At 58.5% G+C, this 26,652-nt stretch carries 22 protein-coding genes; 8 read left to right on the top strand and 14 right to left on the bottom strand.

Features of this window, described 5'->3' with window-relative positions; translation table 11 throughout:
* Positions 1-41: 41 nt before the first annotated feature.
* Positions 42-1,196 carry a tRNA epoxyqueuosine(34) reductase QueG gene (gene queG, locus AB5Z09_RS00355; RefSeq protein ID WP_368194351.1) on the top strand — a complete coding sequence of 385 codons (1,155 nt, stop codon included), beginning with the start codon at positions 42-44 and terminating at the stop codon, positions 1,194-1,196.
* Positions 1,197-1,307: 111 nt separating this feature from the next.
* Positions 1,308-2,048: a polyphosphate--glucose phosphotransferase gene (gene ppgK / locus AB5Z09_RS00350; RefSeq protein ID WP_005339062.1), complete on the top strand. Its 741-nt coding sequence runs from the start codon at positions 1,308-1,310 to the stop codon at positions 2,046-2,048.
* Between the two features lie 104 nt (positions 2,049-2,152).
* Here ppgK and AB5Z09_RS00345 read toward each other — a convergent pair whose 3' ends face one another.
* Positions 2,153-2,608 (bottom strand): hypothetical protein, encoded by a 456-nt coding sequence (locus AB5Z09_RS00345; protein ID WP_043822996.1) that lies wholly within the window; start codon positions 2,606-2,608, stop codon positions 2,153-2,155.
* 505 nt (positions 2,609-3,113) lie between these two features.
* On the opposite strand from AB5Z09_RS00345, the gene metN reads away from it, so the two are divergent.
* The 4 genes from metN to rfaH all read left to right on the top strand — a co-directional run bounded on the left by metN (position 3,114) and on the right by rfaH (position 6,214).
* A complete protein-coding gene (gene metN, locus AB5Z09_RS00340; protein WP_005339067.1) occupies positions 3,114-4,157 on the top strand; it encodes a methionine ABC transporter ATP-binding protein MetN in 1,044 nt (347 codons plus the stop codon).
* On the top strand, positions 4,138-4,791 hold the full coding sequence (locus AB5Z09_RS00335; protein ID WP_005339070.1) for a methionine ABC transporter permease: 654 nt from the start codon (positions 4,138-4,140) through the stop codon (positions 4,789-4,791). Before metN ends, AB5Z09_RS00335 begins: the two co-directional genes overlap by 20 nt.
* Positions 4,792-4,816: 25 nt before the next feature.
* Positions 4,817-5,617 (top strand): methionine ABC transporter substrate-binding lipoprotein MetQ, encoded by an 801-nt coding sequence (gene metQ / locus AB5Z09_RS00330; RefSeq protein ID WP_005339072.1) that lies wholly within the window; start codon positions 4,817-4,819, stop codon positions 5,615-5,617.
* A gap of 96 nt (positions 5,618-5,713) precedes the next feature.
* A complete protein-coding gene (gene rfaH / locus AB5Z09_RS00325; protein ID WP_005339074.1) occupies positions 5,714-6,214 on the top strand; it encodes a transcription/translation regulatory transformer protein RfaH in 501 nt (166 codons plus the stop codon).
* Positions 6,215-6,273: 59 nt separating this feature from the next.
* Here rfaH and AB5Z09_RS00320 read toward each other — a convergent pair whose 3' ends face one another.
* The 6 genes from AB5Z09_RS00320 to arcB form a co-directional block, all read right to left on the bottom strand.
* Positions 6,274-8,250 (bottom strand): methyl-accepting chemotaxis protein, encoded by a 1,977-nt coding sequence (locus AB5Z09_RS00320; protein WP_368194349.1) that lies wholly within the window; start codon positions 8,248-8,250, stop codon positions 6,274-6,276.
* 39 nt (positions 8,251-8,289) lie between these two features.
* On the bottom strand, positions 8,290-9,501 hold the full coding sequence (locus AB5Z09_RS00315; protein ID WP_368194347.1) for an EAL domain-containing protein: 1,212 nt from the start codon (positions 9,499-9,501) through the stop codon (positions 8,290-8,292).
* On the bottom strand, positions 9,482-13,723 hold the full coding sequence (locus AB5Z09_RS00310) for a transporter substrate-binding domain-containing protein (RefSeq protein WP_368194346.1): 4,242 nt from the start codon (positions 13,721-13,723) through the stop codon (positions 9,482-9,484). Before AB5Z09_RS00310 ends, AB5Z09_RS00315 begins: the two co-directional genes overlap by 20 nt.
* A 223-nt stretch (positions 13,724-13,946) precedes the next feature.
* Positions 13,947-14,150 carry a hypothetical protein gene (locus tag AB5Z09_RS00305; RefSeq protein WP_005349248.1) on the bottom strand — a complete coding sequence of 68 codons (204 nt, stop codon included), beginning with the start codon at positions 14,148-14,150 and terminating at the stop codon, positions 13,947-13,949.
* 315 nt (positions 14,151-14,465) lie between these two features.
* Positions 14,466-15,830, bottom strand: a complete 1,365-nt coding sequence (gene dgt / locus AB5Z09_RS00300; protein ID WP_368194344.1) for a dGTPase — start codon at positions 15,828-15,830, stop codon at positions 14,466-14,468.
* Positions 15,831-15,881: 51 nt separating this feature from the next.
* Positions 15,882-18,194 carry an aerobic respiration two-component sensor histidine kinase ArcB gene (arcB, locus tag AB5Z09_RS00295; RefSeq protein ID WP_368194343.1) on the bottom strand — a complete coding sequence of 771 codons (2,313 nt, stop codon included), beginning with the start codon at positions 18,192-18,194 and terminating at the stop codon, positions 15,882-15,884.
* Positions 18,195-18,400: 206 nt separating this feature from the next.
* Between arcB and AB5Z09_RS00290 the strand changes: the two genes are divergently transcribed.
* On the top strand, positions 18,401-19,399 hold the full coding sequence (locus AB5Z09_RS00290; protein ID WP_058057228.1) for a DUF2860 family protein: 999 nt from the start codon (positions 18,401-18,403) through the stop codon (positions 19,397-19,399).
* Between the two features lie 67 nt (positions 19,400-19,466).
* Here the strand turns inward: AB5Z09_RS00290 and AB5Z09_RS00285 are convergent, their stop codons facing one another.
* From AB5Z09_RS00285 to AB5Z09_RS00270, 4 genes are all read right to left on the bottom strand, one after another.
* The gene (locus tag AB5Z09_RS00285; protein WP_005339098.1) at positions 19,467-20,165 is read right to left on the bottom strand and encodes a DUF3334 family protein; all 699 of its coding nucleotides are present in this window, start codon (positions 20,163-20,165) and stop codon (positions 19,467-19,469) included.
* 89 nt (positions 20,166-20,254) lie between these two features.
* The gene (locus tag AB5Z09_RS00280) at positions 20,255-20,701 is read right to left on the bottom strand and encodes an HIT domain-containing protein (RefSeq protein ID WP_005358267.1); all 447 of its coding nucleotides are present in this window, start codon (positions 20,699-20,701) and stop codon (positions 20,255-20,257) included.
* A 73-nt stretch (positions 20,702-20,774) separates the two neighbouring features.
* Positions 20,775-21,416, bottom strand: a complete 642-nt coding sequence (locus AB5Z09_RS00275; RefSeq protein WP_368194342.1) for a DUF2057 domain-containing protein — start codon at positions 21,414-21,416, stop codon at positions 20,775-20,777.
* A gap of 71 nt (positions 21,417-21,487) precedes the next feature.
* Positions 21,488-22,387, bottom strand: a complete 900-nt coding sequence (locus AB5Z09_RS00270) for a LysR family transcriptional regulator (RefSeq protein WP_368194375.1) — start codon at positions 22,385-22,387, stop codon at positions 21,488-21,490.
* Positions 22,388-22,484: 97 nt separating this feature from the next.
* On the opposite strand from AB5Z09_RS00270, the gene AB5Z09_RS00265 reads away from it, so the two are divergent.
* The gene (locus tag AB5Z09_RS00265; protein ID WP_368194340.1) at positions 22,485-23,087 is read left to right on the top strand and encodes a short chain dehydrogenase; all 603 of its coding nucleotides are present in this window, start codon (positions 22,485-22,487) and stop codon (positions 23,085-23,087) included.
* 128 nt (positions 23,088-23,215) lie between these two features.
* Here AB5Z09_RS00265 and AB5Z09_RS00260 read toward each other — a convergent pair whose 3' ends face one another.
* The 3 genes from AB5Z09_RS00260 to dapA form a co-directional block, all read right to left on the bottom strand.
* Positions 23,216-24,319 carry a phosphoribosylaminoimidazolesuccinocarboxamide synthase gene (locus AB5Z09_RS00260; RefSeq protein WP_040065098.1) on the bottom strand — a complete coding sequence of 368 codons (1,104 nt, stop codon included), beginning with the start codon at positions 24,317-24,319 and terminating at the stop codon, positions 23,216-23,218.
* 167 nt (positions 24,320-24,486) lie between these two features.
* Entirely contained in the window at positions 24,487-25,614 is a 1,128-nt protein-coding gene (bamC, locus tag AB5Z09_RS00255) for an outer membrane protein assembly factor BamC (RefSeq protein WP_368194338.1), read from the bottom strand.
* Positions 25,607-26,494 carry a 4-hydroxy-tetrahydrodipicolinate synthase gene (gene dapA / locus AB5Z09_RS00250; protein ID WP_005349232.1) on the bottom strand — a complete coding sequence of 296 codons (888 nt, stop codon included), beginning with the start codon at positions 26,492-26,494 and terminating at the stop codon, positions 25,607-25,609. Before dapA ends, bamC begins: the two co-directional genes overlap by 8 nt.
* Positions 26,495-26,652 lie beyond the last annotated feature (158 nt).

Below are 26,652 nucleotides of genomic sequence, written 5' to 3'. Positions count from 1 at the left end.
CAATCGACCCACGCCAGCAAACGCCAGCCAGGCCAAGCCGCATGAGCGCACCTGACTTCCACCAGCTGGCCCACGATATCAAGCTCTGGGCACGGGAGCTAGGTTTTGACCAGGCGGGCATCACCGACACCGATCTGCGTATCGAAGAGCCGAGATTGCAGGCCTGGCTGGATGCGGGCCATCACAGCAGCATGGATTACATGGCGCGCCACGGCATGATGCGCGCGCGCCCCCACGAGCTGCTGCCGGGCACGGTGCGGGTGTTGTCGGTGCGGATGAACTACCTGCCGTTCGAGGCGGGTTTTGCCGCCACCCTGCGCGATCCGACCCTCGGCTATATCAGCCGCTATGCTCTCGGTCGCGACTATCACAAGGTGCTGCGCAACCGGCTCAAACAGCTGGGTGATCGCATCGAAGCGCGCTGCGCCGAGCTGTTTCAAGGCACCGAAGATACCTTGGGTGAGTGGCGCCCCTTCGTCGACTCCGCCCCCATCCTCGAGCGGCCGCTGGCAGCCAAGGCGGGCCTCGGCTGGGTTGGCAAACACTCACTGCTGCTCAACGAATCGGCCGGCTCCTTCTTCTTTCTCGGTGAGCTGTTGCTCAACCTACCGCTGCCGCTCGACCAGCCAGTGGAGAAGGAGCTGTGCGGCAAGTGCGTCGCCTGCATCAACATCTGCCCGACCGGCGCCATTGTCGCCCCCTATGTGGTAGATGGCCGCCGCTGCATCTCCTATCTCACCATCGAGAATGACGGCCCTATTCCGGAAGAGTTCAGGCCCTTGATGGGCAACCGCATCTACGGCTGCGACGACTGCCAGCTTATCTGCCCCTGGAATCGCTACGCCGATGCCAGCCCGGAACCCGACTTCAGCCCGCGCCCCAGTCTGCACCGCCCGCCCCTGCTGGCGCTGTGGTGCTGGAGCGAGAGCGATTTTCTCAAGCAGACCGAAGGGAGCCCGATCCGCCGCATCGGTTACCAGCGCTGGCGCCGCAATCTGGCAGTCGCCCTTGGCAATGGCCCGGCAACCCCCGAGGTGATCGCGGCCCTGCAACTGGGGCTGACCACCGCCGACCCCATGGTGGCCGAACATATCGAATGGGCGCTGGCCACCCTTGCCCGGCGTCAGGATGAAGAGAACAAGAAGACCCGTTTGCTGATCCGCTGCATCGAAAAAGGTCTGTCGGATCACGCATAAGTGATCTGCCCCTTGCCGGATTGCAGCACTTTTTTCATGCTCTGCCGACCTGCAGTGCCCATAACAGCGTGGTCACTGCAAACTGGTCGGCACACAACAAGGACAACACAGATGCATATGTTGGGAGTGGATATTGGAGGCTCAGGGATCAAGGGCTGTCTGGTCGATACCAAAACCGGCGAATTGATTGGCGAGCGCCATCGCATTGCCACACCGCAACCGGCCACCCCGGCCGCCATCGCCCATACCCTCAAGGCGCTGGTCGAACACTTCGACTGGAAAGGGCCGGTGGGCTGCGGCTTTCCCGCCACCATCCACAACGGGGTTGCCAAGAGTGCCGCCAATATCGACAAGAGCTGGATCGAAACCGATGCCGAGCATCTGTTTGCCGATGTCACCGGCAAGCCCTGCTATGTGCTGAATGATGCCGATGCCGCCGGTCTGGCCGAGATGCGCTTTGGCGCCGGCAAGGATCGCAAGGGGGTCATCATCCTCATCACGGTCGGCACCGGTATCGGCACCGCTATCTTCGTCAACGGCCATCTGCTGCCCAACACCGAGCTGGGCCATCTGATGCTGGAAGGAATGGTCGCCGAGCACTACTGCTCCGATGCGGCGCGCAAACGGGAGGATCTATCCTGGAACCGCTGGGGCAAGCGCTTCAACAAGTATCTGGCGCGCCTCGAGTTTCTCTTCTCCCCCGACCTCTTCATTCTGGGGGGCGGCAGCGCAGCCAAGCTGGATAAATTTGTCGATCGCATCGAGACCCGGGCGCCGCTTATTCCGGCGGCCAGCCTCAATCAGGCGGGCATTATCGGGGCCGCCCTCTACGCGGCCGAGCAGCAGGGCTGACCGACGTTCACTGCAGATCAGCAGATACCAATGGAAAGGGCCCGGCACTGCTGCCGGGCCCTTTTGTTTTGCGGTCATCTTGCGTGTTTGGTGCTTATCACCCGTTACATGTCGTCGAGTCGGTGCACCCCGTGCACCAGTCGAGTCAAGCGGGTCTGCTCCAGCCCGGCCAGATTCTCGAGCAAAGCGGTGGTGGCCGGTGTCGGGCACTCCCGGGCCAGATGGCTCAGCTCGCCCACCAGCTGCTCTTCCCAGCGGCATACCTGAGTGACGATATCCTGAGTCTGGACTGATGCCGGCAGCTCGAAGCGGGTAATGGCAGGCAGCATATCCTCGCTGAAACTCTGGTTCAGCCAGGTCTCCCTGACCGCCTCTCCCAGCTGAGCAGCATATTCGTGCAGATGGGCACTGGCCGCATCCTCACGCCCTTGCAGATAGACCAGCAACATCCGGCTGCGTTCGCTGTCCACCTGACTGGTCAAACGCCCGTAACAGAGTCCGAGCTGGTGATGAACCTGTTCAAGATAGTGCAGCAACTCTTTGATCTGTTGGAATCTCATCGCACTGCCCTCCATGCTTGTCGACAACATCAGTATAAAAAACCGGCGCCACCGACCCAATCCCTATCCGAGCACCCCTTGCGCTGCATCAAGGTTGACACCGACAAAGTGGCGATCAGGTGATCCGGTCACGAATAGGGAACGATTTGTGCAGCAATTTGTGTAACGATGGAGGAGCATCAGGCTCGATAGCCAATGTGGACAGAAACGGGCTGACACACTAATAAAACCAGCATTTACCCGATATAAACCATCTTTAATTCGGTTATATGCCGCAGGGACGAAACAGGATCTGGAAGAGCAACAATATCATCCTGATCGTTATCCGCCTGACAGAAATCCTTATCACTTTTTTAGACGTCTAGACGTAAAAACATGCGTTGACATGGCCATCCAGACATCTTAGCATCATCCTCCATGATGACAGAGTAACCCAGTGGAACCTCTGCCCAATTTCCCCGCCTGTAGCGCCCTGTGCTTTAAGGCTGTTAGCACGGAAGAATCCATGATTAAGTTGATCGGTCTCAACAAAGTCTACGGTACAGGCAGTGACGCCGTGCACGCCCTGCGTGATGTGAGTCTGCATGTACCCCAAGGCAAAATTTTCGGGGTGATCGGTGCCTCCGGTGCCGGCAAGAGTACCCTCATTCGTTGTGTCAACCTGCTGGAGCGCCCGACAGAGGGTCAAGTCATCGTTGATGGCCAGGATCTGGTCGCTCTGAGCGAACGGGATCTGACCCAGGCTCGCCGCCAGATCGGGATGATTTTCCAGCACTTCAACCTGCTTGCCTCCCGCACCGTGTTTGCCAACATCGCCTTTCCGCTGGAGCTGGCAGGCTGGAGCAAAGAGAAGATCCAGCAACGGGTTGCCGAGCTGTTGGCGCTGGTCGGGCTGGAAGCCCGTGCCCAGGCCTATCCGTCCGAGCTTTCCGGCGGTCAGAAACAGCGCGTCGCTATTGCCCGCGCACTGGCACCGGCCCCCAAGGTACTGCTCTGTGACGAGGCCACCTCTGCTCTCGACCCGCAGACCACCCGCTCGATCCTGACCCTGCTCAAGGAGATCAACGTCAAGCTGGGGCTCACCATCCTGCTCATCACCCACGAGATGGACGTGGTGAAGGGGATCTGTGACGAAGTGGCCATCATCAGCGACGGCCGTCTGATCGAACAGGGCGAAGTGGCCTGGTTCTTCAGTAATGCCAAGACCCAGCTGGCCCGTGACTTCATCCACTCCACCATCCATCTGGAGGTACCGCAGGAGTATCAGGATCGGATGAGCAGCGAGCGGGTGCCAGGCAGCTACCCGCTGGTGAAGCTTGGCTTTACCGGCAGCACGGTCGATACGCCGCTGATCTCCGAGGCGAGCCGCCGTTTCAATATCGACATCAGCATTCTGAGCGCGGACATCGAGTACGCCGGTGGCGTCAAATTCGGTTTCCTGCTGGCCGAGCTGTTCGGGGATGAAGCCCAGTGCGAGGCGACCCAGCAGTTCCTTATCGACAACCACATTCAGCTGGAGGTAATGGGTTATGTCCGAAGCCATGATTAATCTGCTCATCACGGCCCTGGGCGACACCCTGATCATGGTGTTTGCCTCCGCCCTGTTTGGCTGCCTGCTGGGTCTGCCGCTCGGCGTGGCACTGCATGTGACCAAGGCGGGCCAGATCCTGGCCAACCCCTTGCTCAACCGTACTCTGGGCATGGTGGTCAACGTGGGTCGCTCGGTGCCCTTTATCATCCTGCTGGTCGCGATTATTCCGCTGACCCGGCTGATTGTCGGCACCAGTATCGGCACCATCGCCGCCATAGTGCCGCTGACCGTCGGTTGCATCCCTTTCATCGCCCGTCTGGTGGAAGGGGCCCTGATGGAAGTGCCGGACGGCCTGCTGGAAGCGGCCAAGGCGATGGGCGCCAAGCCGTTGCAAATCATCACCAAGGTGCTGCTGCCCGAGGCCCTGCCCGGCATCCTCAACAGTGTCACCATTACCCTCGTCACGCTGGTGAACTACTCGGCCATGGCCGGGGCTATCGGTGGCGGTGGTCTGGGGGATGTGGGTATTCGTTATGGTTATCAACGCTTTGACCCGACCGTCATGCTGGTGACCGTGGTTATCCTGGTAGTACTGGTTCAACTTATCCAGAGCGCGGGTGAGCGCCTGGTCAACAAATGTGATCATCGTTAATCGTCGATTTCTGACAGGAGGTTTTATGAAATTTGGCATCAAATCCGTTGCGGCTGCCCTGCTGGCTGGTCTGGTTCTGGCCGGTTGCGGTCAAAAAGAAGAGAGCAAGGTTCTGAAAGTGGGCGCTATTGCCGGCCCCGAGACCGAGCTGGTTGAAGTGGCTGCCAAGGTCGCCAAAGAGAAATACGGTCTGACAGTCGAGGTGGTCAACTTCTCCGACTATGTCACCCCGAACGTAGCGCTGAACGATGGCAGCATCGACGTCAACGCCTTCCAGCACAAACCCTATCTGGATGCGCAGGTGCGTGATCGCGGCTTCAAGCTAGTGCCGGTTGGCAACACCTTCGTCTACCCGATTGCCGGTTACTCCAAGAAGATCAAGGCGCTGAGCGAGCTGCAAGATGGCGCCCAGATCGCGGTACCGAACGATCCGACCAACCTGGGCCGCTCCCTGATCCTGCTGGCAAAACAGGGTCTGATCACCCTGAAAGATGGTGCCGGTCTGGAAGCGACCGTGCTGGATATCGCCAGCAACCCGCGCAACTTCAAGATTGTGGAACTGGAAGCAGCCCAACTGCCGCGCTCGCTGGAAGACGTGGACTTGGCCATCATCAACAACACCTTTGCCGGTCAGATTGGTCTGACCCCGACTGAAAACGGCCTGTTTGTTGAAGACAAAGAGTCCCCCTACGTCAACCTGATCGTCGCCCGCGACAACAACAAGGATGACGAGAAGGTCAAACAGTTCGTACAAGCTTTCCAGACCGATGATGTCTACAAGAAAGGTCTCGAGCTGTTCAAAGGCGGCCTGGTAAAAGGTTGGTAATTGCTCACTCGGCAAAAAAGGCCACGCAATGCGTGGCCTTTTTTATTGGCGCCGCTATCATATCCACGAGCACGGCAACACGAACATACTCATAACATGAAAAAATGGTATCTGGCCTACTGCAAGCCAAAAGAAGAGGCCCGCGCCCGCGCCCACCTCGATGCCCAGGGTATCGAATCCTATTACCCCATGGTGGAGATCGAGAAGCTGCGCCGGGGCAAGCGAGTTCCGGTACGGGAACCCATGTTCCCCAACTATCTGTTTATCTTTGTCGATTTGGAAGAGGTAACACCGGTCACCCTGAAATCGACCCGCGGCATCAGCCGGATCATCCACTTTGGCAGTGAATGGACCCCCATCAGCAGTAAGCTGGTCTATCAGCTGATGAGCCGCGATGATAGCGACGAGGCGAGAGCCAGCTACGCCAGCCTGCCCTGCTCGGGCGACAAGGTGCTGATTGAAGAGGGGCCGTTGGCTGGATTCGAAGCCATCTATATGGAGCCGGATGGAGAGAAACGGGCGATTTTGCTGGTCAGCCTGCTCAACCGGGAGACCACCAGCAGCTTCGACAACCACACCTTCAGACGTCTGGATTAAACCCACGGGCCAGACGAATCGGTGCATGACAGTAGCAATGGCGGGATGATCCCGCCATCTCACGTATCAAGATCAAAGCGGGTGATGACCGCCTTCAGCTTGCCGGTATCACCAGCCAGTCTGGCTACGATCTCCTCCCCCTGCTGACTACGCTGACAGGATTGCCGACTGAGCGCGGCAATGTCGTCGACCGTCCCGGATACCTCGGCGGCCACCCTCGACTGCTGCTCGGTGGCCACCGAAATGGCCTCCAGCTGGCCCGACAGCGACTGAACCAGCTGGTTCATGGCACTCAGGGTATCGGTCACCAATCCAACAGCATCCCGCCCTTGCTCTACCAACCGGGTACCGCTGCTGACGGTACTTACCGTCTGGCGAGTCTGCTGGGAGATGGCCGCAATAGTCTGGCTGATCTCGGCGGTTGATTGATGGGTGCGGGTCGCCAGCTGGCGTACCTCATCGGCCACCACCGCAAAACCGCGCCCCTGCTCACCTGCCCGTGCCGCCTCGATCGCCGCATTGAGGGCCAGCAGGTTGGTCTGCTCCGCAATGGTGGCGATCACCTCGGTGATCTGCCCCACCTGTTCACTCTGATGCTCCAACAGCCCCATGGCCTCGTTGGCCTGCCCAATCATGGTGGCAATCTGCTGCATGGTATCGCTCATTCGTGCCAGCGCGGCCTCTCCCTGACGGGTCTGCTGCCGCACCTGATGGGCTCCATCCGCCACACCGGCAATGTTGCCAGCCACATCACGAGCACTCACTGACATCTGATCGATAGCCGCCGCCACCGCATCGACCCGCTGATCCTGCTCCGTCAGATCCGCCACTATGGCTCTGGTAGTGCTGCCCACATCGAGACAGGCCACCTCGACCTGCCCCACTGCGCCCTGCAACTCCCCGACCAGATGATGTAACTGGGCAGACATCCGGTTGATGGAACCGGTCAACTCTCCCAACTCATCCTGCCCTGTGATTGGCAAGGGCTCAGCCGCCAGCCGGCCATCCGCAACCTGCCCCGCCCGGGTCACCAGACAGGCAATGTCACGGGTCAGACGGCGACTAAAGAACCAGGCGACCACCATGCCAAGCACGATGGCGCTGCCGGTAGCCAACAGCAGTGTCTGGTTGATAGCCCTCCCGGCTCCGGTCATCTGCGCCGAAATCTGATCCACCTCGGCACGGGTTTTCCCCACCTGCTGGACCAGCTGCTCGCTGAGGCTGGACTGCATCGGCTCGATGTCGGTGGCCATCAGGTAGTTTGCCTGATCCCAATCCGGCGCCTGGCGCTTCTCGATCACCTGCCCCACCAGCTCGGAGAAGGGGGTAGCCATCTCTTCAAACAGCTGCCAGAGGCTCTGCTGGGTGTCGGTAAAGAGCGCGGCTTGCTGTTTAACCTCAGCCACACGCTGCTGATGAAACTGGTAGTAATCCTGATACTTGCTGCGGTATTCGGGGTCGCCTGAGATGAGAAAATCCCGCAGGGCTGAGAGAGAGTTGGCGAGGCTGTTGTAGGCATCCCCCACCTGTTTGAGCAGCATGCGGCGATCGCCGGAGAGTTGATCCTGCGGAGTGCCAACTTCTTCATTGGCAAAGGATTGCAACTGATCGAGCGCCGCCTCCGCCAGCGGACCCGCCTCCTGCAGCATCAGGGTGTGAGCGGGCAGATTCTCTTCACTCTGGGCGATGGTCCACACCTTCTCCTGATGGCTTTTGAAGGTCTCGAGAGACTTGGCGAGCGCCGGACTGAAGGCCTGATGGGCGATGGCCTGCCAGGCCGACTCCCACTCCTGCTTGAGGCGGGAAGCCTGAGCCGGATCCTTGCCGAGGATCAGATAGCCACGCAAGGCAGAAACGGTGGCAACCAGCGCCTTCTGGCTCGCCTCATCCCGCTGCAAAGCGGGCAGCGCCTGCTCCAGCAGGGTGTGTTGGGCCTGATTGATCTGGGTCAGCCGGTAATAGACCAGCGTGGAGGAGAGCAGGATCAGCAGGTTGATAAAACCGAAGCTGAGCAGCAACTTGCTTGAGATTTTCATGAACATCCTTGTTCAAACGGAGGGATCCAGCCAACAGAATCAGATAGATATCAGTGTAGGCAATCTATCTTGCCAAGTCCGGTGCCAATTAGCCAATTCACTGCGCGGCATCGGGCGGGCAGAGAAAAATCCCTGACAGAGGTCGCAACCGAGTTGGGCCAGCACTCGCCAGGTCGCCTCATCCTCTACCCCTTCCGCCACCGACTTCAGCCCCAGCTTGCGGGCCAACTCGATACTGGACTCGATGATAGCCAAACGTGACGGATCGGCATGGCAGCGATCGACGAAAGAGCGATCCAGCTTGAGTTCGGTGAACGGCAACAGTGCCAGCTGCTGCATCGAGGAGTAGCCGGTACCAAAATCATCGATGGAGAGGCCAAAACCGTGCATACGCAGCCGGGTCAGCACCTCCAGAGACTTGCCCAGATCCTGCACGAATGCGCTCTCGGTCACCTCGAGGGTGATGAGCTCAGGATTGATACTCCAGCGCTTGCACTGATCAATCAATAAGTTGCAAAGATCCCCTTCAATGAGTGAGGTGGTGGAGAGGTTCATCGACAGATTGAGTGACAACCCGGTTTCCTCCCATAAATGGCCATCACTCAGAGATTTGCTGATGATCACCTCGGTCAACGGATCGATAAGTCCGTTGCTCTCCGCCAGTGAAATAAAACGCCCGGGCGGGATCAGGCCAAACTCGGGGTGTTGCCAGCGGGCCAACGCCTCCATCCCGACCCATGCGCCGGATGCAAAACTCACCTTGGGCTGATACCAGGGCAATAATTGATCTTGTTCGATCGCCCGACGCAACTCATCGAGTCCTATTCTTTGCCCCTCTTCCTCCCTGACTGGTTCCTGCCGGGGTGACCAAGCCTGGATAAGCCGCTGGAGCTGCTGCGGCGTTGAGGGTTTCTCTATGCGACCGAGCACCTGCAAGCCATAAGCGTTACTCATACGCAATACGGCTTCGACCACATCCCCCTCAAGCGCGCTGGAGAGGATAATGCCGCCCTGAAAACCACCCAGCGACAGGCGGCGCAACAGCGCCATACCATCCATTCCGGGCATTCGCAGATCACAAAACAGGATATCGACGTTGTGTTGCTGGCTAAGCGCCAACGCCTCGATACCATCAACCGCTTCCAGCAGATTCTGGTAACCCAGGCTGCGGATCTGGTGCAGCAGCGCCTTGCGCTGAAATCCATGGTCTTCCACGACCATGATGACCAACTCATGTTGTGCTTTTTTCATCGAGCCATAATCCAATGTCGTGGGCAATCGCCGTCATCAACCTCTGCACTGTGCTGACCAGATCGTCGAGCTCGTCGAGCCGCTTCAATCGCGCTGCCGATTCCAGCATGGCAGCCTGGCTGGCAAGCTCCTCCAACCCGACCATTCGGGCAGCCCCCTTGATCCGGTGGGCTGTCTCTACCAAAGCGCTGGCATCATGACAAATAAGCGCTGCCATCATGGCCTCGCCATCCTGCCGGTTGGAATCGAGATACTCCACCGCCATGGCTCGCGCGGTCAGCTCGTCACCAAACAGCGCCAACCAGCGCTCAGCCTGCATGCCTGTAGCCCCAACAACGGGCGCAACCGCGCTTCTGGTTGGCGTCTTCTCTGCCAGCCAATGGGCCAGCATCTGGCGCAAGATATCCAGCGGGTAGGGCTTCAGTAACATGTCACTCATGCCAGCCTCTACCATACGAGCACTCGCCTCTTCCGACGTATCTGCCGTTACCCCTATGATGGGGGCCGTCACTCCCGCAGCCCGCAGCGCCTTGGTCAGGGCATAACCATCCATCACTGGCATATGGCAATCAGTCAGCAGCAGAGAGAATTGCTGTCCCTGCCAAGCCCGCAGAGCCTTCTCGCCATCTTCCACGACCTGAGCCTCGATACCAAGAATGGCCAACTGCCGTGCCAACAAGGCACGATTGACCGGATGATCATCGGCCACCAATACTTTGCCACCCAGCTTCTCTGCAAGCGCAGGGAGGATTGGTGTGACCCGCTCCTGTAGCAATTCGTGGCAGCTCTCCAGCAGAAGATCCGGATAGAGAGGAGATAGACCCAGACGCCACCATTTCTGTTCACCAATCCGCCCCCGTAACGCCTCATCGGGTGACGCTATGATCCCCTTCAGCGCAGAGTGTTGCAGCCAGCTTTGCCATTCCCCCCCAAGCGCTTGCTCAAGCCACCGTTGATCGGCCAACAGCAACCCTTCCAGTGAGCGACTGAGCTCATTGGCCCCCAAGTACCTGAGCTTGGCCCCCTGCCGCACCATGGCCGCTTCGAGGTTGGTGTCATCGCTGAAAAACCACCATTCTGTGTCTGCCAGAGCAGGGGGATCCCACTGCGGATTGGTTAGCGGCACGGTGAAGCGGAAGCAGGAGCCCTCTCCTGCCTTGCTGGTCAGTGTCAGTGCCCCCCCCATTTTGCATACCAGCTGCTCACAGATTGCCAACCCCAGTCCGGTGCCACCAAAACGACGGTTGATATCTGACTCCACCTGCTCAAAAGGCGTGAACAGCAGCGCCTGCTTCTCTTCGGCGATCCCGATACCGGTGTCACTGACACTGATGGTCAGTTGCTCACTCAGATAGCTGACCCGGATAGTAATACCCCCTTGTTCGGTAAACTTCACCGCATTGTTGAGCAGGTTGGAGATGACCTGACCAATACGCACCCCATCGATGTCGGCCCAATCCGGCACATGATGCCCCCACTCCAGCACCACGTGGAGCCCCTTGTTATGAGCCAGTGCCGCGTGGCCACGAATGGCATCGCAGATCACCGTTTGCAAGCGGCTGCTCTGGTAATTCAACTGCAACTGACCCGCTTCTATCTTGGAAAAATCGAGGATGTCATTGACCAGATAGAGCAGGTTATTGGTCGAGGTGACCACATTGCGCACCATAAAACGCTGGTCGTCGTTGAGCTCGCTCATTTGCAGCAATTCGAGCATGCCATGCATGCCTGAAATGGGAGTGCGCAGCTCATGGCTCATCGTTGCCAAAAAGCGGCTGCGAGCCTGCATCGCCTGCTCGGCATAGGCGCGAGCTTCGCGCAGCTCGTATTCCTGTTGCTTGAGGGCCGTAATATCCTGAATGACTCCATTGAGGATCAGTGCCTGCTGCTCCTGTCTGACAAAGTTGCCACGCACTTGCAGATAACGATCTCCATCAGGCCGCTCCACCTTGACCTCCAGATCGAGGGGCGCCAGGGTCTCGGCATGATTGGCCACCTTGCTGACAAAATCCTGCAGCGCCTCTTCGGTAAAACCGAACACCTCACCACCCGATTCCGCATTGAACAGATCCTGCCGGGAAGCCCCGAGGATCTCGCTGGCCCCCTGAGAAGCATACAAAAACCGCCCCTTGCCGGGTCCTTGCCACAAATACTGATAGACCACCCCAGGCATGCTGTCGGTAATCTGGGTAAGGCGATTTTCAGCCTGACGGGCGCGCTCCTCCGCCTCTTTGATCCGGCTGACATCGGTCAGTACTGTCAACACCCCCAGCATATTGCCATCCGGATCTCTATAGGGACGTTTGGCATAGATAACATGGCAGGGCGTGCCATCTGCTCGCAGGTTGCTCCCTGCCCCCTCCAGATCCTGTCCTGTCTGCCACACCAAACGCTCTTCTTCCAACACACTGTTTCTGAGTGTCTCTGGCATGTTTTGCAGCTCCTCACTGCTACTGCCAGCACCGAGGAAAGCATCGCGGTAGGCCTGATTGCACAAGGTGATCCGCTGCTCGCTATCACGTAGCGCCACCATGGTTGGCAGTGAGTTGAGCAAGGTCTGCACAAACAGCAACTGTTCGTTCAGCTTGTCCTCTGCGATTCTCCGCTGCGCAATCTGACGACGCAAACTGCGAGCCCAGAACATCACCAGCAAACCGCTGACGAGCAAGGCGCCCCCCCCTATGGCCAACCATTTGTAAATCAGGGTGTAATCAGACTCGATATTGACCGACACATTGAGCCAGCGTCGTTCCAGCAGTTGCCACTCCTCATCCGTGATGGTCAGCAGCAACTTGTCCATGATGCGGAGCAACTCGGGCTGAGCATTGTCGACAGCCATACTGATAGGTACGGAAAATTCGGGAGAACTCAGCACCACCCGATACTTCTCATTGAAACCCTTCATTGCCTGCTGTCCCAGATTGGTCATGGTCAACAGCACATATTCAGCTCGCCCAGTGTCAAGCAAGGTCAGTAAATCGGCATCCTTGCCCACTTCGATAATATTGGCGCCCAGCGCGTGAATGAGAGAGGCTTCGTAAGAACCCGTCACACCACCAATCAGACGCCCTTTCAGCTCGACCAGCGACTTCAGCGGGCGAGCACCGTGTCTGGCTACGACATAGCTGTCGAACTTCAGATAGGAGGAGGTAAAAGAGGCAAAGGACTGACGATCCTTGAGCGGTGTCATCAAGGGAATAAGGTCCACTTTGTGCTCTTTCAGCAGTTTTAGTGACTCCTGCCAGGTATTTGTCGACGCCAGCTCAAAGCGGATCCCGGAGCGCAAACTCAATAACTTCATCAGGTCTGCCGTATAGCCATGCAATTCACCTTCGTCATCGATTTCACTGATGCCGGCAAATCCGGGGGCAACGGCGAACTTGATCACCTTGTTTCTCTGCTTCAGCCAACTAGCCTCATCAGGTTCCAGCAACAGACCAGCGTTGGCGCGCTCATCTTCCTGATGCAACCGTAGTCGTGAGTCTGCAACGGGTATCCGTTGATATGCCTGCCAAAGCTTTTCGCTCAGTTCTGGCTGGCGGGAGCTGGTCGCCATCGTCAGCGTGCTGCCAGAAAGCCACCCAGGAGCGACAACCCCCATTGACGCTGGCATTCTCTCCATCTTGAGGGTAACAATTGGACCCAACTCAAGATATGCATCGACAGCGCCCAGCTTGACCATATAGGTCGCCTCAGTGCGGCTCTCCAGCTCAGTTACATCAGAGATCCCCAAACGAGCCAATTCATTACAACTGCCAAAACCACGAATACAGACCCAGCGTAACTTGCGCGCCTGCTCCAGGGTCAATTGCTGATCCGGGGTATGCATTAAAATGGAGCGAGCATAAGAACCGATACTGCCAATAGGGTTTATCCCCTTCAATTCAAGAGCATTACGTTCGACCCCGATTAATGCATCAATCTGGCCGCCTTGGAGAGCAATCTGGGCATCCACGTAGGAGTTGTAGGGGATATAACGCAATGACACGCCCATTTCGGCTGCAATGCGCGAGGCCAGCTCCTTGAGCGGACCGGCATAACGCTGGTTGGGGAGTTGATAGATAAAAGGGGGATAACCACCACGGGGAACCCCGACCAGCAGCTCCTTTTGTGCAGAAATTTCGTTACTTGTGCTCTCATCTTGCGGTTGGGGAGCCGCAACAGCCAACATACCTGAAAACAACAGCAAAATGGGAAGAAAAAGCTGACGAAGGAGTGGCATAAAGTCTTGTCCTGATGAGTAAAACAGATAGGGCTGCCACCTCTAATCTTGCAGATCCTGACGACGCAAGGCGAGAAAACAATCGCAGCTGTTACAAAGAGGGCGGAGAGGATAATACTGAGTCACCAACATGTGAACCTGGAATCAACCATAAGATGGAAAAATGGCAGGCATGCGGCCTGCCATTTCACTAGCGAGGGGGATCTTATTCTCCCCCTCGCGATCAGGTTATTCGATTCCCGAGGCGGAAGCCGGTTTGATACTCCCGCTCGCGAACGAGGGCGATTTGCCCCTGATATCCTTCCAGCCCGATATCCCTGAGCAGGGCGGGTGACAGATTGACCTGCACGAGACGACGCTCGACCCGGGCAATCCTTCTCTGGACCAGGGATTCAACACTGCGCAGTAAAACCAGTTCGATAGACATGACATTCTCCAGTTGAACATGCGGTTCTCCCGGAGAAAGTGGATATCACCCTGCGGGACGAACCGCGGGTGATAAAAAGACAGGGGTTACCTGTTTACGCCACGCGGTAAAAGAGCACGAGATTTCACGCCGCACGCAGTGCCGCGAGAGAATGCAATATTGAGCATCAGATGTTGCATTTTCGTCTCCTTACCGGATAAAAGTTGAACAGGTTGCAGAAGTCTAAAAAATATCCGAATTTAAAACAAGCCTCTTGCGACTCCTTTTTAAACGTTTTTACGGCATTTTATGCTGCCCGACAGGGAGCTTGGGGCATCAGATCCCCGAGAGTAGCCGGTACTCTTCCAGTACATAGGTATCCGTCATGCCGCTGACATAATCGAGCAGCAACCGCACCCGGTAATACCACTCCTGCTCGTTCTGGCAGGCAAAGCGCGGATCCGGGGTGGCGATCGCCAATCGATAGGCCTTGAGATGGCGGGCCGAGAGGCGGTGATAGAGGCGGCGCGCAAAGAACAGCGCCTGACTCCCCTCCCCGGCCAGCAGGCGGGCAAACTGTGGCGCTGGCAGTGCCAATAGACAGGCATAACTGGTCAGCACCCCGCGCAGCGCCGCATACCCTTCCAGTTCGAGAGCCTCGACTTCGGGGCGCATAAAGACCTGCTCGCGGGCCACCCGTTTGAGGATATCGAGCACCCGCGCCGCTGGCGCCTGACCGTGCAGCAGCGCTTGCGGATAGGATCCCTGCAAAATGGCCTGATGTTCGCTGACATAGCTCTGCGCCGCCAACACCACCAGATCCCGGGTCAGTTGCTGGCGAAAATGGGGGAAAAAGCCCCGACCAGAAGCCAGCGCCTCATCCAGCAAGGTGCCCATGTAGTCACTCTGGTCAGCAGCTCGCAGCGCCGCCAGCAGTTCACCCAGAGTCAGGATCCGCCGATCTACCGCATCTTCCAGATCGGCGATGCAGTAGGAGATGTCATCGGCCGCCTCCATGATGTAAACCAGCGGATGACGGCAGCCGGGGGCCAATCCCAGACTCTGGCCGAGGGCACGGTAGAGCGGCTGCTCGCTAAAGAAGATGCCCCGCTTGCTGCTCCAGCCATGATGCTGACCATAGCTCACGCCGGGCTGGGGCTGCTGCGGGTATTTGCAGAGCGCCGCCAGTTGTCCGAGTGTCAGGTTGAGCTCGTGCAAGCTGTGCACCAGCCGCAGACTCTGGGCGTTGCCATCAAACAGTTGCAGATCCTGACGCAATTCAGCCCACTGGGCCGAAGGTGGCTGCGCCAGCGCCTGCTGATAGAGGGGATCGAGCATCTCGCCGAGCCACTGGCTCATCACCTGCTCGCCAAAGTGGCCAAACGGCGGGTTGCCCACGTCATGAAGCAGGCAGGACATCTCCACCAGATTGATAAAAGCCCCTTCACAGACCATCCCAGCAGGCAAGGCGGCCAGAATGCGGCGGCTGATCTGGCGACCGGTCTCCTGCACCTCCAGCGAGTGGGTGAGGCGACTGCGCACCGAGGCCTTCACATCGAGCGGAAAGACCTGGGTCTTCTGCTGCAACCGGCGTACCGGCGCCGCCTGCACGATACGAGCGCGATCCTGCTCGGTCGCCTCCAGCAGCCCCTCATCCCCCCAGGAGTGGATGCGTGCGGGGGTAATCAAACGGCTATACATCTTGCAGCTCCTTGCCAGCAACTTCCATCAGACTCAAGACAACCTCCAGCCTCAAGACAGCAACCAGCGCCGCAGACGGGCGATGTCGCCCGGATATTCGCGGCGCAGCGTCTCAATCCAGTCTTCCACGTTTTCCCACCAGGCGGGATGATCCGGGCTCTGGATCAGCTGTGCCGTCTGCTGCAATCGGCGCAGGCCAATGGAGCCTGCCGCCCCTTTTATCTTGTGTGCCTCTTCCACCACCCCAGCTTGATCCTTGGCAATCATGTTGGAGTCGAGCACAGCCATGTAGTCCGGCATCATCTTCTCGAACAACTCGACGCTGGAGAGCAGCACCGGCTTGCCCACGGTATCGGCGTAATCGGTAAGGAAGGGGATATCCAGCAGGACATCCTGATTGCCCGCATCAGCCTGCTCGTCCGCTTCATCCTCGGCCAGATCGGCAAACAGGTGACCAATCACCTCCCGCACGGCTTTGGAGCCAAGCGGCTTGTTGATCACATCCTGCATGCCGTGATCCCGGTAGTACTGGCGATCGCCGGTGGAGTTGGCGGTGAGCGCCACCATGGGTGGCAGGCTGTCGCCATAACGCTCCAGCAGGGTTTTCGCCACATCGAAGCCGGTCATGTCCGGCAGCTGGATATCGAGCAAAATGAGGTCGAAATCATCCGGATTGGCCATCGCCAACGCCTGGGTGCCGTCCCGTGCCACCTGCACCTGATGACCCAGCTTGCCCAGCAGGGCGCAGGCCACCGTCACGTTAAGCTCCACATCCTCCACCAGCAGGATATCGAGGGAGGGCATCTCCTCCTCCTGCTCTGGCAACACTGGCTCGGCGCAAGCTACCTCCAGCTCGGCGGTGAAGCAGGAGCCTTCGCCCGGATCGCTGTCCACATAGAGCTGCCCGCCCATCGCCTGCACCAGCTGACGGGAGACCGCCAACCCAATGCCGGTGCCGGTGGCGTGCTTCTTGCCCTGCACCTGATAGTACATGGCGAAGATCTTCTCCTGCTGAGCGCGCGGGATCCCGATACCGGTATCCTCCACCTCGAAGTGCAGGGCCAGCTTGCCCGGCTCGTCGGCAGGATGGGAGAGGCAACGCACGGTGACGCCCCCCTCATCGGTAAACTTGACCGCATTGCCCACCAGATTCCACAGCACCTGACGCAGGCGGGTGCCGTCAGCCATCACGAATTGCGGCATGTCGCCATCGCGATCGAAATGGAGATAGAGCCCCTTCTGCTCCGCCTGAATGCGCGACAGGGTCTCCAGCTCGTCGAGGAAGGCGGGCAGATCGATACGGGTCGGTGCAATTTCGAGGCGACGGCGATCCAGTTTGTCCAAGTCGATGATGTCGTTGAAGATATTGCCAAGGGTCACCGCACTCAGGTGAATGGTCTTGAGCTGCTGATGCTGCTTGGGATCGAGGGGAGTATCCATCAGCATCCGGCTTAAGCCCACGATGCCGTTGAGCGGGGTGCGCAACTCGTGGCTGATGGTGGAGATGAAGGTGGTCTTGTCGCGGCTCGCCTTCTCCAGCTTGTCCTGATACTGCTTGCGCTCGGTGATGTCGCGGCCAAAACCGAGCAGGCCGAGTCGCTTGCCGAAGCGGTCGAAGAAGGGCACCTTGCGCAGCTCGAAGTAAGCCTTGCGGCCATCGGGATACTCCAGCCACTGCTCGTAGGTGAGCGGCTCATTGCTGGCAAAGACCTGCTTGTCGGTCTCCACCACCTTGTTGGCAATCTCCTGCTTGTAGACATCGAACGGGGTCAGACCGATCAGCTCGGCCTCCACCTTGCCGGTCAGCTCCTCCATGGCGCGGTTGCAACCGGAAAACTGCTCATCCTCGTTGCGGTAGTAGACCAGATCCGGGGAGCAGTCGATAAAGGAGCGCAGCAGGGCAGTACGCTCCCCCAGATGAAGCTGGGCTTTCTCTCGCTGGAACACCTCGTTCTCGAGATCCTCGATGGCCTGCAGACGCAGACTTTCGGCCCGGTTGGTCTCGGCAATCTGGGCGTTGAGGCGGCTGATGTTCTCCTGCAGCTGGGTATTGAGCTCCAGATCCCGCTCGCGCATATCTTGCAGCTTGCGCACCATACGGCTCAGTCGCTGACGGGAATCCTCCAGCTGATCCACCACGATGGAGAGAAAATAGACCGCCCAGGGGGTCACCAGCAGGCCAAAAAACACCGAGCGAACGAAGTCGATCACATCGATATTGCCGCGCAGGAACAGGGTCACCCCCATCTGGATGGCGACCGCCAGCACGATAATGCCCGCCGCCAGGAACATACTGAAGCGCACCAGTCCCAGCTTGGTCATCAGATCGACATAATATTGCGCCCAGGATTTAATCTGTTTCATCTTATTGTTTTCCCCCGATATTCGCGGTACAGAATACCAGCACAACCGAGTGAACTCTTCTTAATCTCGCACAATTAATTAACGATTCGCCGAATGAAATGAGTGGGTTAGGATAATTGGCAATATTGAGTCAGTTGCCATTAAGGTTTTTTCTTTATACTCACCGGCCGAAAAAATTCACCACCATTTAATTTAGGAGTTATCCGATGCGCAATACCACCTTGCTGGGCCTGGGCCTGCTGGTCGCAAATAGTGCTTATGCTGATTTGGGTGAAATTCCCAAGGAGTCTGGCTGGTCCGGTTTCCTGCTTGGCGGGGTCAGTGTCATCAATTACGAATCAAATTTTTATAGCGGTGATGATGAAAACCGCCGCCTAAGCGGACTGGGCAGTGCCGAGAGCAGCTCCGCCGTTGCCCCGCTGCTCAACGCCGATATCCGCTATACCTTTGCCGATACCCGCACCCAGGTCTTCCTCGGTAACCTGATCCAGGATGCCATCCGTTTCGACTTCACCCAGCAGCTCGGTATCCGTCAGGAGATGAGCGACAAGGGCATCGTAGCTGGCTCCGTGGTCTTTAATGCGATGCCGACCGAGCAGTGGAGTGATCCCTTCGCCGTAGGCGTTGATCGCCAGTCGACCGATATCAAGTCAAAAGGGGTGCGCTTCGCCTGGGACAGCATCTGGGGTAGCAACTTCAATGGCAGCCTGACCACCCGCAACATCGAGGTGGATGAGGAGCGCAGCGGCCAGCAATACGATAAGGATAACCAGACAAACTATGCAACCAAGCTGGATCGAAACGGCAAGATCCACGCCCTCGACCTCTCCTACAAATGGCAGCTGGCACCCGGTCAGATGCTGGAGCCAGCCTTTATCTACCGCCAAGCTGATCTGGATGGCAGCGCCCAAAGCTACAAGAGCAACGGCCTGCAGTTGACCTACGGCATGCGCGCTTCCCAGTGGTCTTTCGTCAGCAACGCCTATCTGGGCCAGACCAAATATGATGAGGCCAACCCGATCTTTGGCCAAAACGCCGACTCCGACGAGTTTGCCCTGACCGGTACCTTCTTCTGGCACCGCCTGTTCGGTATTGCGCCGCTCTCCGCAACCTTTACAGCTGGCTACGCCAAGTCCGATTCCGACATCAACTTCTACGATTCTGAATCCGTGATGTTCAACACCGGCCTGCTCTACAACTTCTAACGACAGTTGAGCGCACCGATACAACAAGGCCACCCGAAGGTGGCCTTGTTGCTATCCGGCGATTGACTCAAATACCCAGGGAGTCGAGCAGATCGTCGTGATCGTTGGCAACCGGGGCCGCAGCCTGAGCCGGCTTGGCGGCATCCTGCTTGGCCTGGGCGATCAGCGCATCGGGATCCAGCTCCTCGTGCTCCATCCCCTCATTGTGGATGCGGATGAACTCGGTTTTGTCCATCGCCAGCTCCAGATAGAAGATGTTGTTGCGGGCGGTGAAGAAGGTGACGCGGCGGGACTCCGGGCTGTCGAGATTGGTATCGACGCTCAGCATCACCTGCTTGTTTAGCGCCAGCATCTTCGGTTGGTTCTGGGTGATGTGGGTCTGCAGATCCCGGCCCACCTTGACGGTAAAGCTGCCGACGATCTGGTTCATCAGCTCGCCCATCACGTTGCTCACCTCGTCAGAGGTGTGGGAGATAGCGAGATCCTCCTTGGAGAGCCCCATGCTCAGCATGTAGCTCTCGTACAGCTCCATGGCGGCGGCGGCGGAGAAGTTGATCACCACCAGACCGGAAAAACCGCCATCGAACAGCACGAAGCAGCCGATATCCGGCTTGAGGCAGGTCTTGCTGATCCGCTGCACCATGCCGGAAAACCGCACCTGACTCATGGTCGCGGCACTCAAAACGTCCGTCACCGAGTTGCACAGGCTGAGCAGCACATCCTCTGTGGTCAATACGGCATCGTCATCGGATCTTGTCACTATCATGGGACCTTCCTGAACATCGAAAATGGGCTTATCTATACCATAACTCTAACAGATGGCGCGGCCCGGAGACTGAAATAGCGACACGCCTCTCAGTTGACTCCGTTATCAGCAGCCACAGGGGTGAAACCGCTCAGCTTGGCGAGCCGGGCACGCCATATATCGGCCTGCTGCGCCAAAACTTGTGGCTCATAAGGCACGACCGGATGAGCACCCCAGATGGGGCCTGGCCAGGCGCGATCCGTCGCAAAGCGGGCTACATGGTGAAGGTGGAGTTGCGGCACCAGATTGCCCAGCGCGCCGATGTTGATCTTGTCCGGGCTGAGGGCCTGCTCCATCAGGGCGGCGACGGCGCAGGACTCCTGCATCAGCTGTTGCTGCTGCTCCGGCGCCAGATGGTGAATTTCCCGCAGGTTGGCTACTCGCGGTACCAGGATCAGCCAGGGATACTGGCTGTCTTTGGCCAGCAAGACACGGCAGAGGGGCAGATCCCCGAGCCACCGGGTATCTGCCTGCAGGCGTGAATGCAATTCAAACATGAAAACCTCGTTGAGTACGATGAACAGAGCGCCTGAAAAAGGAGTGTCCACGTTACTGCAACGGGCAGAAAACTTAAAGCTGTGGGACGGCCCAACCGATAAAGCGCTTGCGCAGGGCCGGGTCTGCCTGGAGGAACAACTGCTGCAACTGCCCTTCCAGCTCGCTGGCTGCCACAACGGGTTGCGCCCCACCAGCGGCCGTGGCCGTTGGCTGCGTAGCAACGGCGCCAGCCGTCAGCGCCGCCTTGCCGCCGCTGCGGTTGTATTCAGCCAGTTTGCCGTTCCAATCCACCCCAAGCAGCATGCCGCTGGTCACCAGCGCGTCCTGCTGGATGGCAAGCGCGCGGCCATTCTCCTGCAGCGCTACCACAGGAGCCTTGGCATAGGCCAGCATCCCCCGCTCGTCCCCCAGTACGCTGGCCATCAACTGCAAATGCTGATTGCTGCCCTGATAGCGCACCACCTGCGGCTCGGAGCGTACCTGCCGATCATTCTCACTGCTGCTACGACTGGGGATAACCCCCTCGAAGCGCACCAGCAGTTGCTGCTCGCCATCCGCCAGGGTGGCATGCTGCTCATCCTGCAAGGTGCCGTTGCTCACCGCGAGGATGCGGAAATTCTCCGGCACCTTCACTTCCACCATGGCCTGCGCACTGCCAGCCCCCAACACTGCACAGAGCAGCACAAACCCGGTCAACCCTCTATTACTCTTCATTCCCGCAGATCTTCCTGATGCCGATGATGGGCGCAGGGTAGCAGCCGAAGATGACAGAAAAATAACGCCGCTCAGAGCAGGTAGTGGGGTCGCTCGGCAAACCACTGGGCCAGCACCTGCTTGAACAGCCGGATCTTGCGCGGCACCCGCCGCTGCTGGGCATGCAGCACATGGAGCTGATGCAGGCCGCTCTGCCACTCGTCGAGCACAGTCACCAGCTCCCCTACCCTCAGCTGCGATTCCACCAGCATCAGCGGGCACTTGGCATAGCCCATACCGGCGCGCGCCAGTTGCAACACGGTACTGTAGTGGTTGGCCCGCACCTTGCCTTGTACCAGAATGTGGGCCTCTTCCCCCTCACGGATAAAGTGCCACTGCTCCCAGGCCGGATTGTGCCCCTGCAACAGGCAGTTGCGCCCGCTCAGCTCATAGGGAGTGGCAGGATGCCCCTCTCGCGCCACCAGCGCGGGGCTGGCCACCACCACATCCTTGAGCCGACCGAGCGGCAGGGCCACCAGATTGTCCGGCACCTCGTTCATGGCGCGCAGGGCGATGTCGTTCTCCCCCTGACTCATGTCGACCATCTGGTTGGTGAAATTGAGTTCCACCTCCACTCCCGGGCAGAGCGCGGCAAAGCTGGTCAGCAGCTCGCTCACCATGCGGTCGCCGGTGCTGACCGGGCAGGTAAAGCGCAGTCGTCCGCAATCCTCTTCGGTCAGCGCCTGAATATCCTGCTCCGCCTGCCGAGCCAGCGCGAAGATCTCCCCCGCCTGCTGATAGAGGGTCTTGCCCGCCTCGGTCAGACTGAGGCGGCGGGTGGTGCGCTGCAACAGTTGTGCATTGAGGGAGGTCTCCAGCGCGCTGACATGGCGGCTCAGCATCCCCTTGCTGACCCCCAGCGTATCGGCAGCAGCCGAGAAACTGCCGCGCAGCACCACTTCGTAAAAGCTGGCCAGATGGGCGATATCCATCATTAGCTCCAATATGGAAACAATGGGTTTATTTTACGCGCTTTTTCGCATTTTCTGTTGCGCTAGAATCGACACATCCCAACCAGGAGTGATGCAGATGAAAATTGTGATTGTGGGTGCCTCCGGCACCGTCGGCTCCGCGGTCAGTGAACTGCTTGCCAAAGATCATCAGGTGATCCGGGTCGGCCACAGTCGTGGCGATGCCACGGTCGACATGCGCGATCCCGCCTCCATCAAGGCGCTGTTTGCCCTGGTGGGCCAGTTTGATGCACTGGTTGTCGCCAGCGGCAGCGTGGCCTTCAACGGCCTGACCGAGATGACCGACGAGCAGTGGCAGGTGGGGCTTCAGAGCAAGCTGATGGGCCAGATCAACCTGACCCGAGACGCCATTCCCTATCTGACTGACAAGGGTTCCATCACTTTGATCAGCGGTATTCTGAGCGAGGAGCCGATCAACTGGGGCGTGAGCGCCAGCACCGTCAACGGCGCCATCGATCACTTTGTGAAAGCGGCCGCCTGCGAGTTACCCCGCGGCCTGCGCATCAACGTGGTAAGCCCCACCGTGCTGGCTGAGTCGATGGACAAATACGCTGACTTCTTCCCGGGCTTCGTGCCGGTGCCCGCCGCCAAGGTAGCGCAGGCTTACAAGAAGTCGGTGCTGGGCATCCAGACCGGTCAGGTGTTCAGAGTGAACGGCTGATCGCCGCCCGCTAACCGCCAGACCAGCAATAAAAACGGGCCCCGCAATGGGGCCCGTCTGTTTATTTGCTTCTATCTTTCGCCACCAGCAAACGTTTGTTTGTTGGCGACAAAAAAAGAGAGCAACCCTTAGTCGATCAGACCGTACTGATCGCGCAGCACCTCGATGATCTCCTGCTTGGGATTGGCAGAACGCGCCAGCTTGTGGCCGATGATCTTCTCGGCGATCCCGACGTAGGTGTTGGAGATATCCATCATCACTTCAGTCGGCAGCTTGTTGTCGCGGGCCAGGGCGAAACGTTCCGGCATGCGGTTCTTGTTGAGCAGGATGTCCGGATCCGGGAAGTGGTTGAGCAGCCACTGACGGAAACCCTCTTTGGACTTCTCGACGATCTGGCCGTCGCGCAGGGCCGCGCCATCCCAGATACGGGAGCTGTCGGGGGTGCCCACTTCGTCCATGTAGATCAGCTTCTCGTTGCCGGCGGCATCGTGGACGTAACCAAACTCGAACTTGGTATCGACGAAGATCTGATCCAGCCCGGCCAGCGCGTCGCTGATGACGTTGAAGCCCTCTTTGAGCAGCACTTCGTAGCGGTCGATGTCGGCCGGTTTGCTGAAGTTGAAGCCTTTATAGTGGCGCTCGATATCGGCACGGGAGACGTTGACGTCATCGGCTTCCGGCACGCCATCCAGCCCTTTCAGCACGCCCTTGGTGGAGGGAGTGATGAGGATCTCCGGCAGTTTCTGATCCTTTTTCAGCCCTTCTGGCAGAGTGATGCCGCAGAACTCGCGCTCGCCATCCTTGTAGGCACGCCACATGGAGCCGGTGATGTACTGGCGGGCAATCGCCTCGATCATCACCGGACGGGCTTTTTGCACGATCCAGACGAAGGGGTGCGGAATATCCAGAATGTGGCTGTCGGCCAGTCCCTTCTCCTTGAACAGCTTGAACCAGTGGCTGGAGATGGCGTTGAGCGCCGCCCCTTTGCCCGGCACGCCGTTCAGGCCATCCACACCTTGCCAGATGCAATCGAAGGCCGAGATGCGATCGCTGATCACCATGAGGGCGAGGGGCGCATCGGCCGGCACATCATAGCCTTTCTCTTTTATGAGCCGGGCACTGTCTTCGGGGGTCAACCAGTAGACGCTGCGCACTTTGCCGGAATGGACAGGTTTATCGGTACGGATCGGTAAATCGTCATTCACCGCCAATACTTGATCTGCAAGACTCATGGCTAATAACACTTCCTGTTTGTGGGGGGTAAACATCGCGAGTTCCTCACCTGCGCGCTCTGTTTGCAACGGGCTGGCAAGGGGGCTCGCATCATCGAAAACCACTCGGAATCCCCGCGTTTTCAGGGGGATTCTGATAACAAAACAGGGGCACAAGGCCCCTGTATTTATTCTGCTTTTGCTGCTGCCTGATCGGCCAGCCCCTTGGCGAACGCCTCGGACAGGCTGATATACATCTGGGAGATAACCCCGGACGATACAGGCTTCTTGTCCTTGTCGAACAGGGTGATGGAGGTCTTGCCTCCCGCCATTTCGCCAAGCTGGAAGCGGTATTTCTCCTCCTCCAGTTTGAACGGCTCGCTCCCTTTCGCCTTCCAGAACTCGGCACCCGGCTCTTCGTACTCGACGTCGATCCAGCCCAGAGACTGCTGGGTATCCTTGATGGTGAAACCGTAAGCGGGCAGTACTTGGTTGAGGCGACGCCACACCTGATCAAAGGAGCCTTCGGCAATCCAGGCGCTCAGCTCGTTGTTGTCCAGACCCAGTTGCAGACCCATGCCATCGTTGGACTTGTGCTGCTCGCGGGCTTTCAGCTGGCTGTCGTAATAGAGCGAGAACTGGTTCAGCACTCGCGCGGCATAGCGCTGGGCATCGGCAGGGGTCAGCTTGTTGCTGGTCTCGCCGTCGATGGTCTCTTCGTGATCCAGCACCCGGACCGACATGTTGACGGCGTGGCGCTGGGCATCGTTGCGCACGGTGAACTGGTAACGCTGACGGATTTTGAAGTCCTCGTCATCTTCGCCCCAGCCATCGAGGGCGACCGTGTTGTCAAACCAGCCGGTCTGCAATACGCCATCCTGCTGATCCAGCTTCTCGGTGGTGACCTTGTATTTGGCCAGGAAGTTCATCAGGAACGACCAGGTATCGCGCTCCACGCTCTGGCTGGTGCTCAGGGCATAGAAGGCAACGGTCGGTTCGGCTGCGCTCTGCACCACCTGACTGCCCGGTACCACGGTCAGCAATTGAGCGGGTGGGCGCACATCGACCTGGGCGCCGAGGGCACCTTCACGGCTGCTTTCGGGAAGCGGCGGGATGTCGTACTGGCTGTTGAAGGTGGGGGCACTCAATCCTGCGGGGATCAAGAACGCGCGGCCCTCGAGGCGGGCATCTTCATAACCGAAGTCGCGGTTGGCCATTTTGCGATCCTGGGGGGTGCTGCAACCGGCCAAGACGGCCACAGTCGCAACGCTCAGCACCAGACGGGCTCTATTTCCCTTTCCATTAGATTTAAACACTCGCCATCAACTCCGCTGTGGTCAGTGCTCGCGCCATCAGCTGTTCGCCCTCGGGGGTGAGGTCAACCAGCGGCAGGCGCAAGGTGGCTGTTGCAATCAACCCCAGTTGGGCACAGGCCCATTTCACCGGGGTGGGACTCGGTTCGCAGAACAGAGTCTTGTGCAACGGCATCAAGAGATTGTTGATGTCATGCGCCTGCCCGGCATCACCGGCCAGCGCAGCACGACACATGTCGGCCATCTGGGCCGCCGCAATATTGGTGGTGACCGAAATCACGCCATCGCCACCTTGCAGCATAAAATCACAACCAGTGGCATCGTCGCCACTGTAAAGGGCAAACTCCGGCCCGCACAGCTCGCGCAGCAGCGGGGTGCGGCTCAAATCGCCGGTTGCCTCTTTCAAACCGATAATGCCGGGAACCTTGGCCAGACGAGCCACGGTCTCCGGTTTGAGATCGCAACAGGTGCGACCGGGCACATTATAAAGAATTTGGGGCAGACCACTAGCCTCGGCGATCGCACAATAGTGGCGATAGAGACCTTCCTGAGTGGGCTTGTTGTAGTAAGGAGTCACCGAGAGGCCCGCCACCACGCCGGTTTTGGCCAGTCGCTTTGCCAATTCAATGGCATGGGCGGTATTGTTGGAGCCGCAACCGGCGATGACGGGAATGCGTCCGGCGGCATACTCAACGGTCTTTTCAACGACGGCGATATGCTCCTGCTCGCTCAGGGTCACCGATTCCCCTGTGGTACCCACCGCAACAATGGCGCTGGTCCCGGCGCTGACATGATAGTCAACCAGTTTGGCCAGACTGGCCCAATCGACTTCACCTGAAGCCAGCATGGGGGTAACGAGCGCAACAATACTACCGCGTAACATGGACTTTTCTCCCGATTTTCAGGGGCGTAATGGTAAAGCTGACCCCTTTGAAAAACAAGGGAGAGAGGGGGCAAGCCGTGATACCATCCGGAACAAAAAGTAATGGACGAAAGTCGGCAGCGTCCCTCAGGGAGTGGTCATCAGGGCCGGAGGGTTGG

The sequence above is a fragment of the Aeromonas sp. R2-2 genome, assembly GCF_040908355.1.
GTDB classification, from domain to species: domain Bacteria; phylum Pseudomonadota; class Gammaproteobacteria; order Enterobacterales; family Aeromonadaceae; genus Aeromonas; species Aeromonas veronii.
This window is presented reverse-complemented; position numbering and strand designations above follow the sequence as displayed.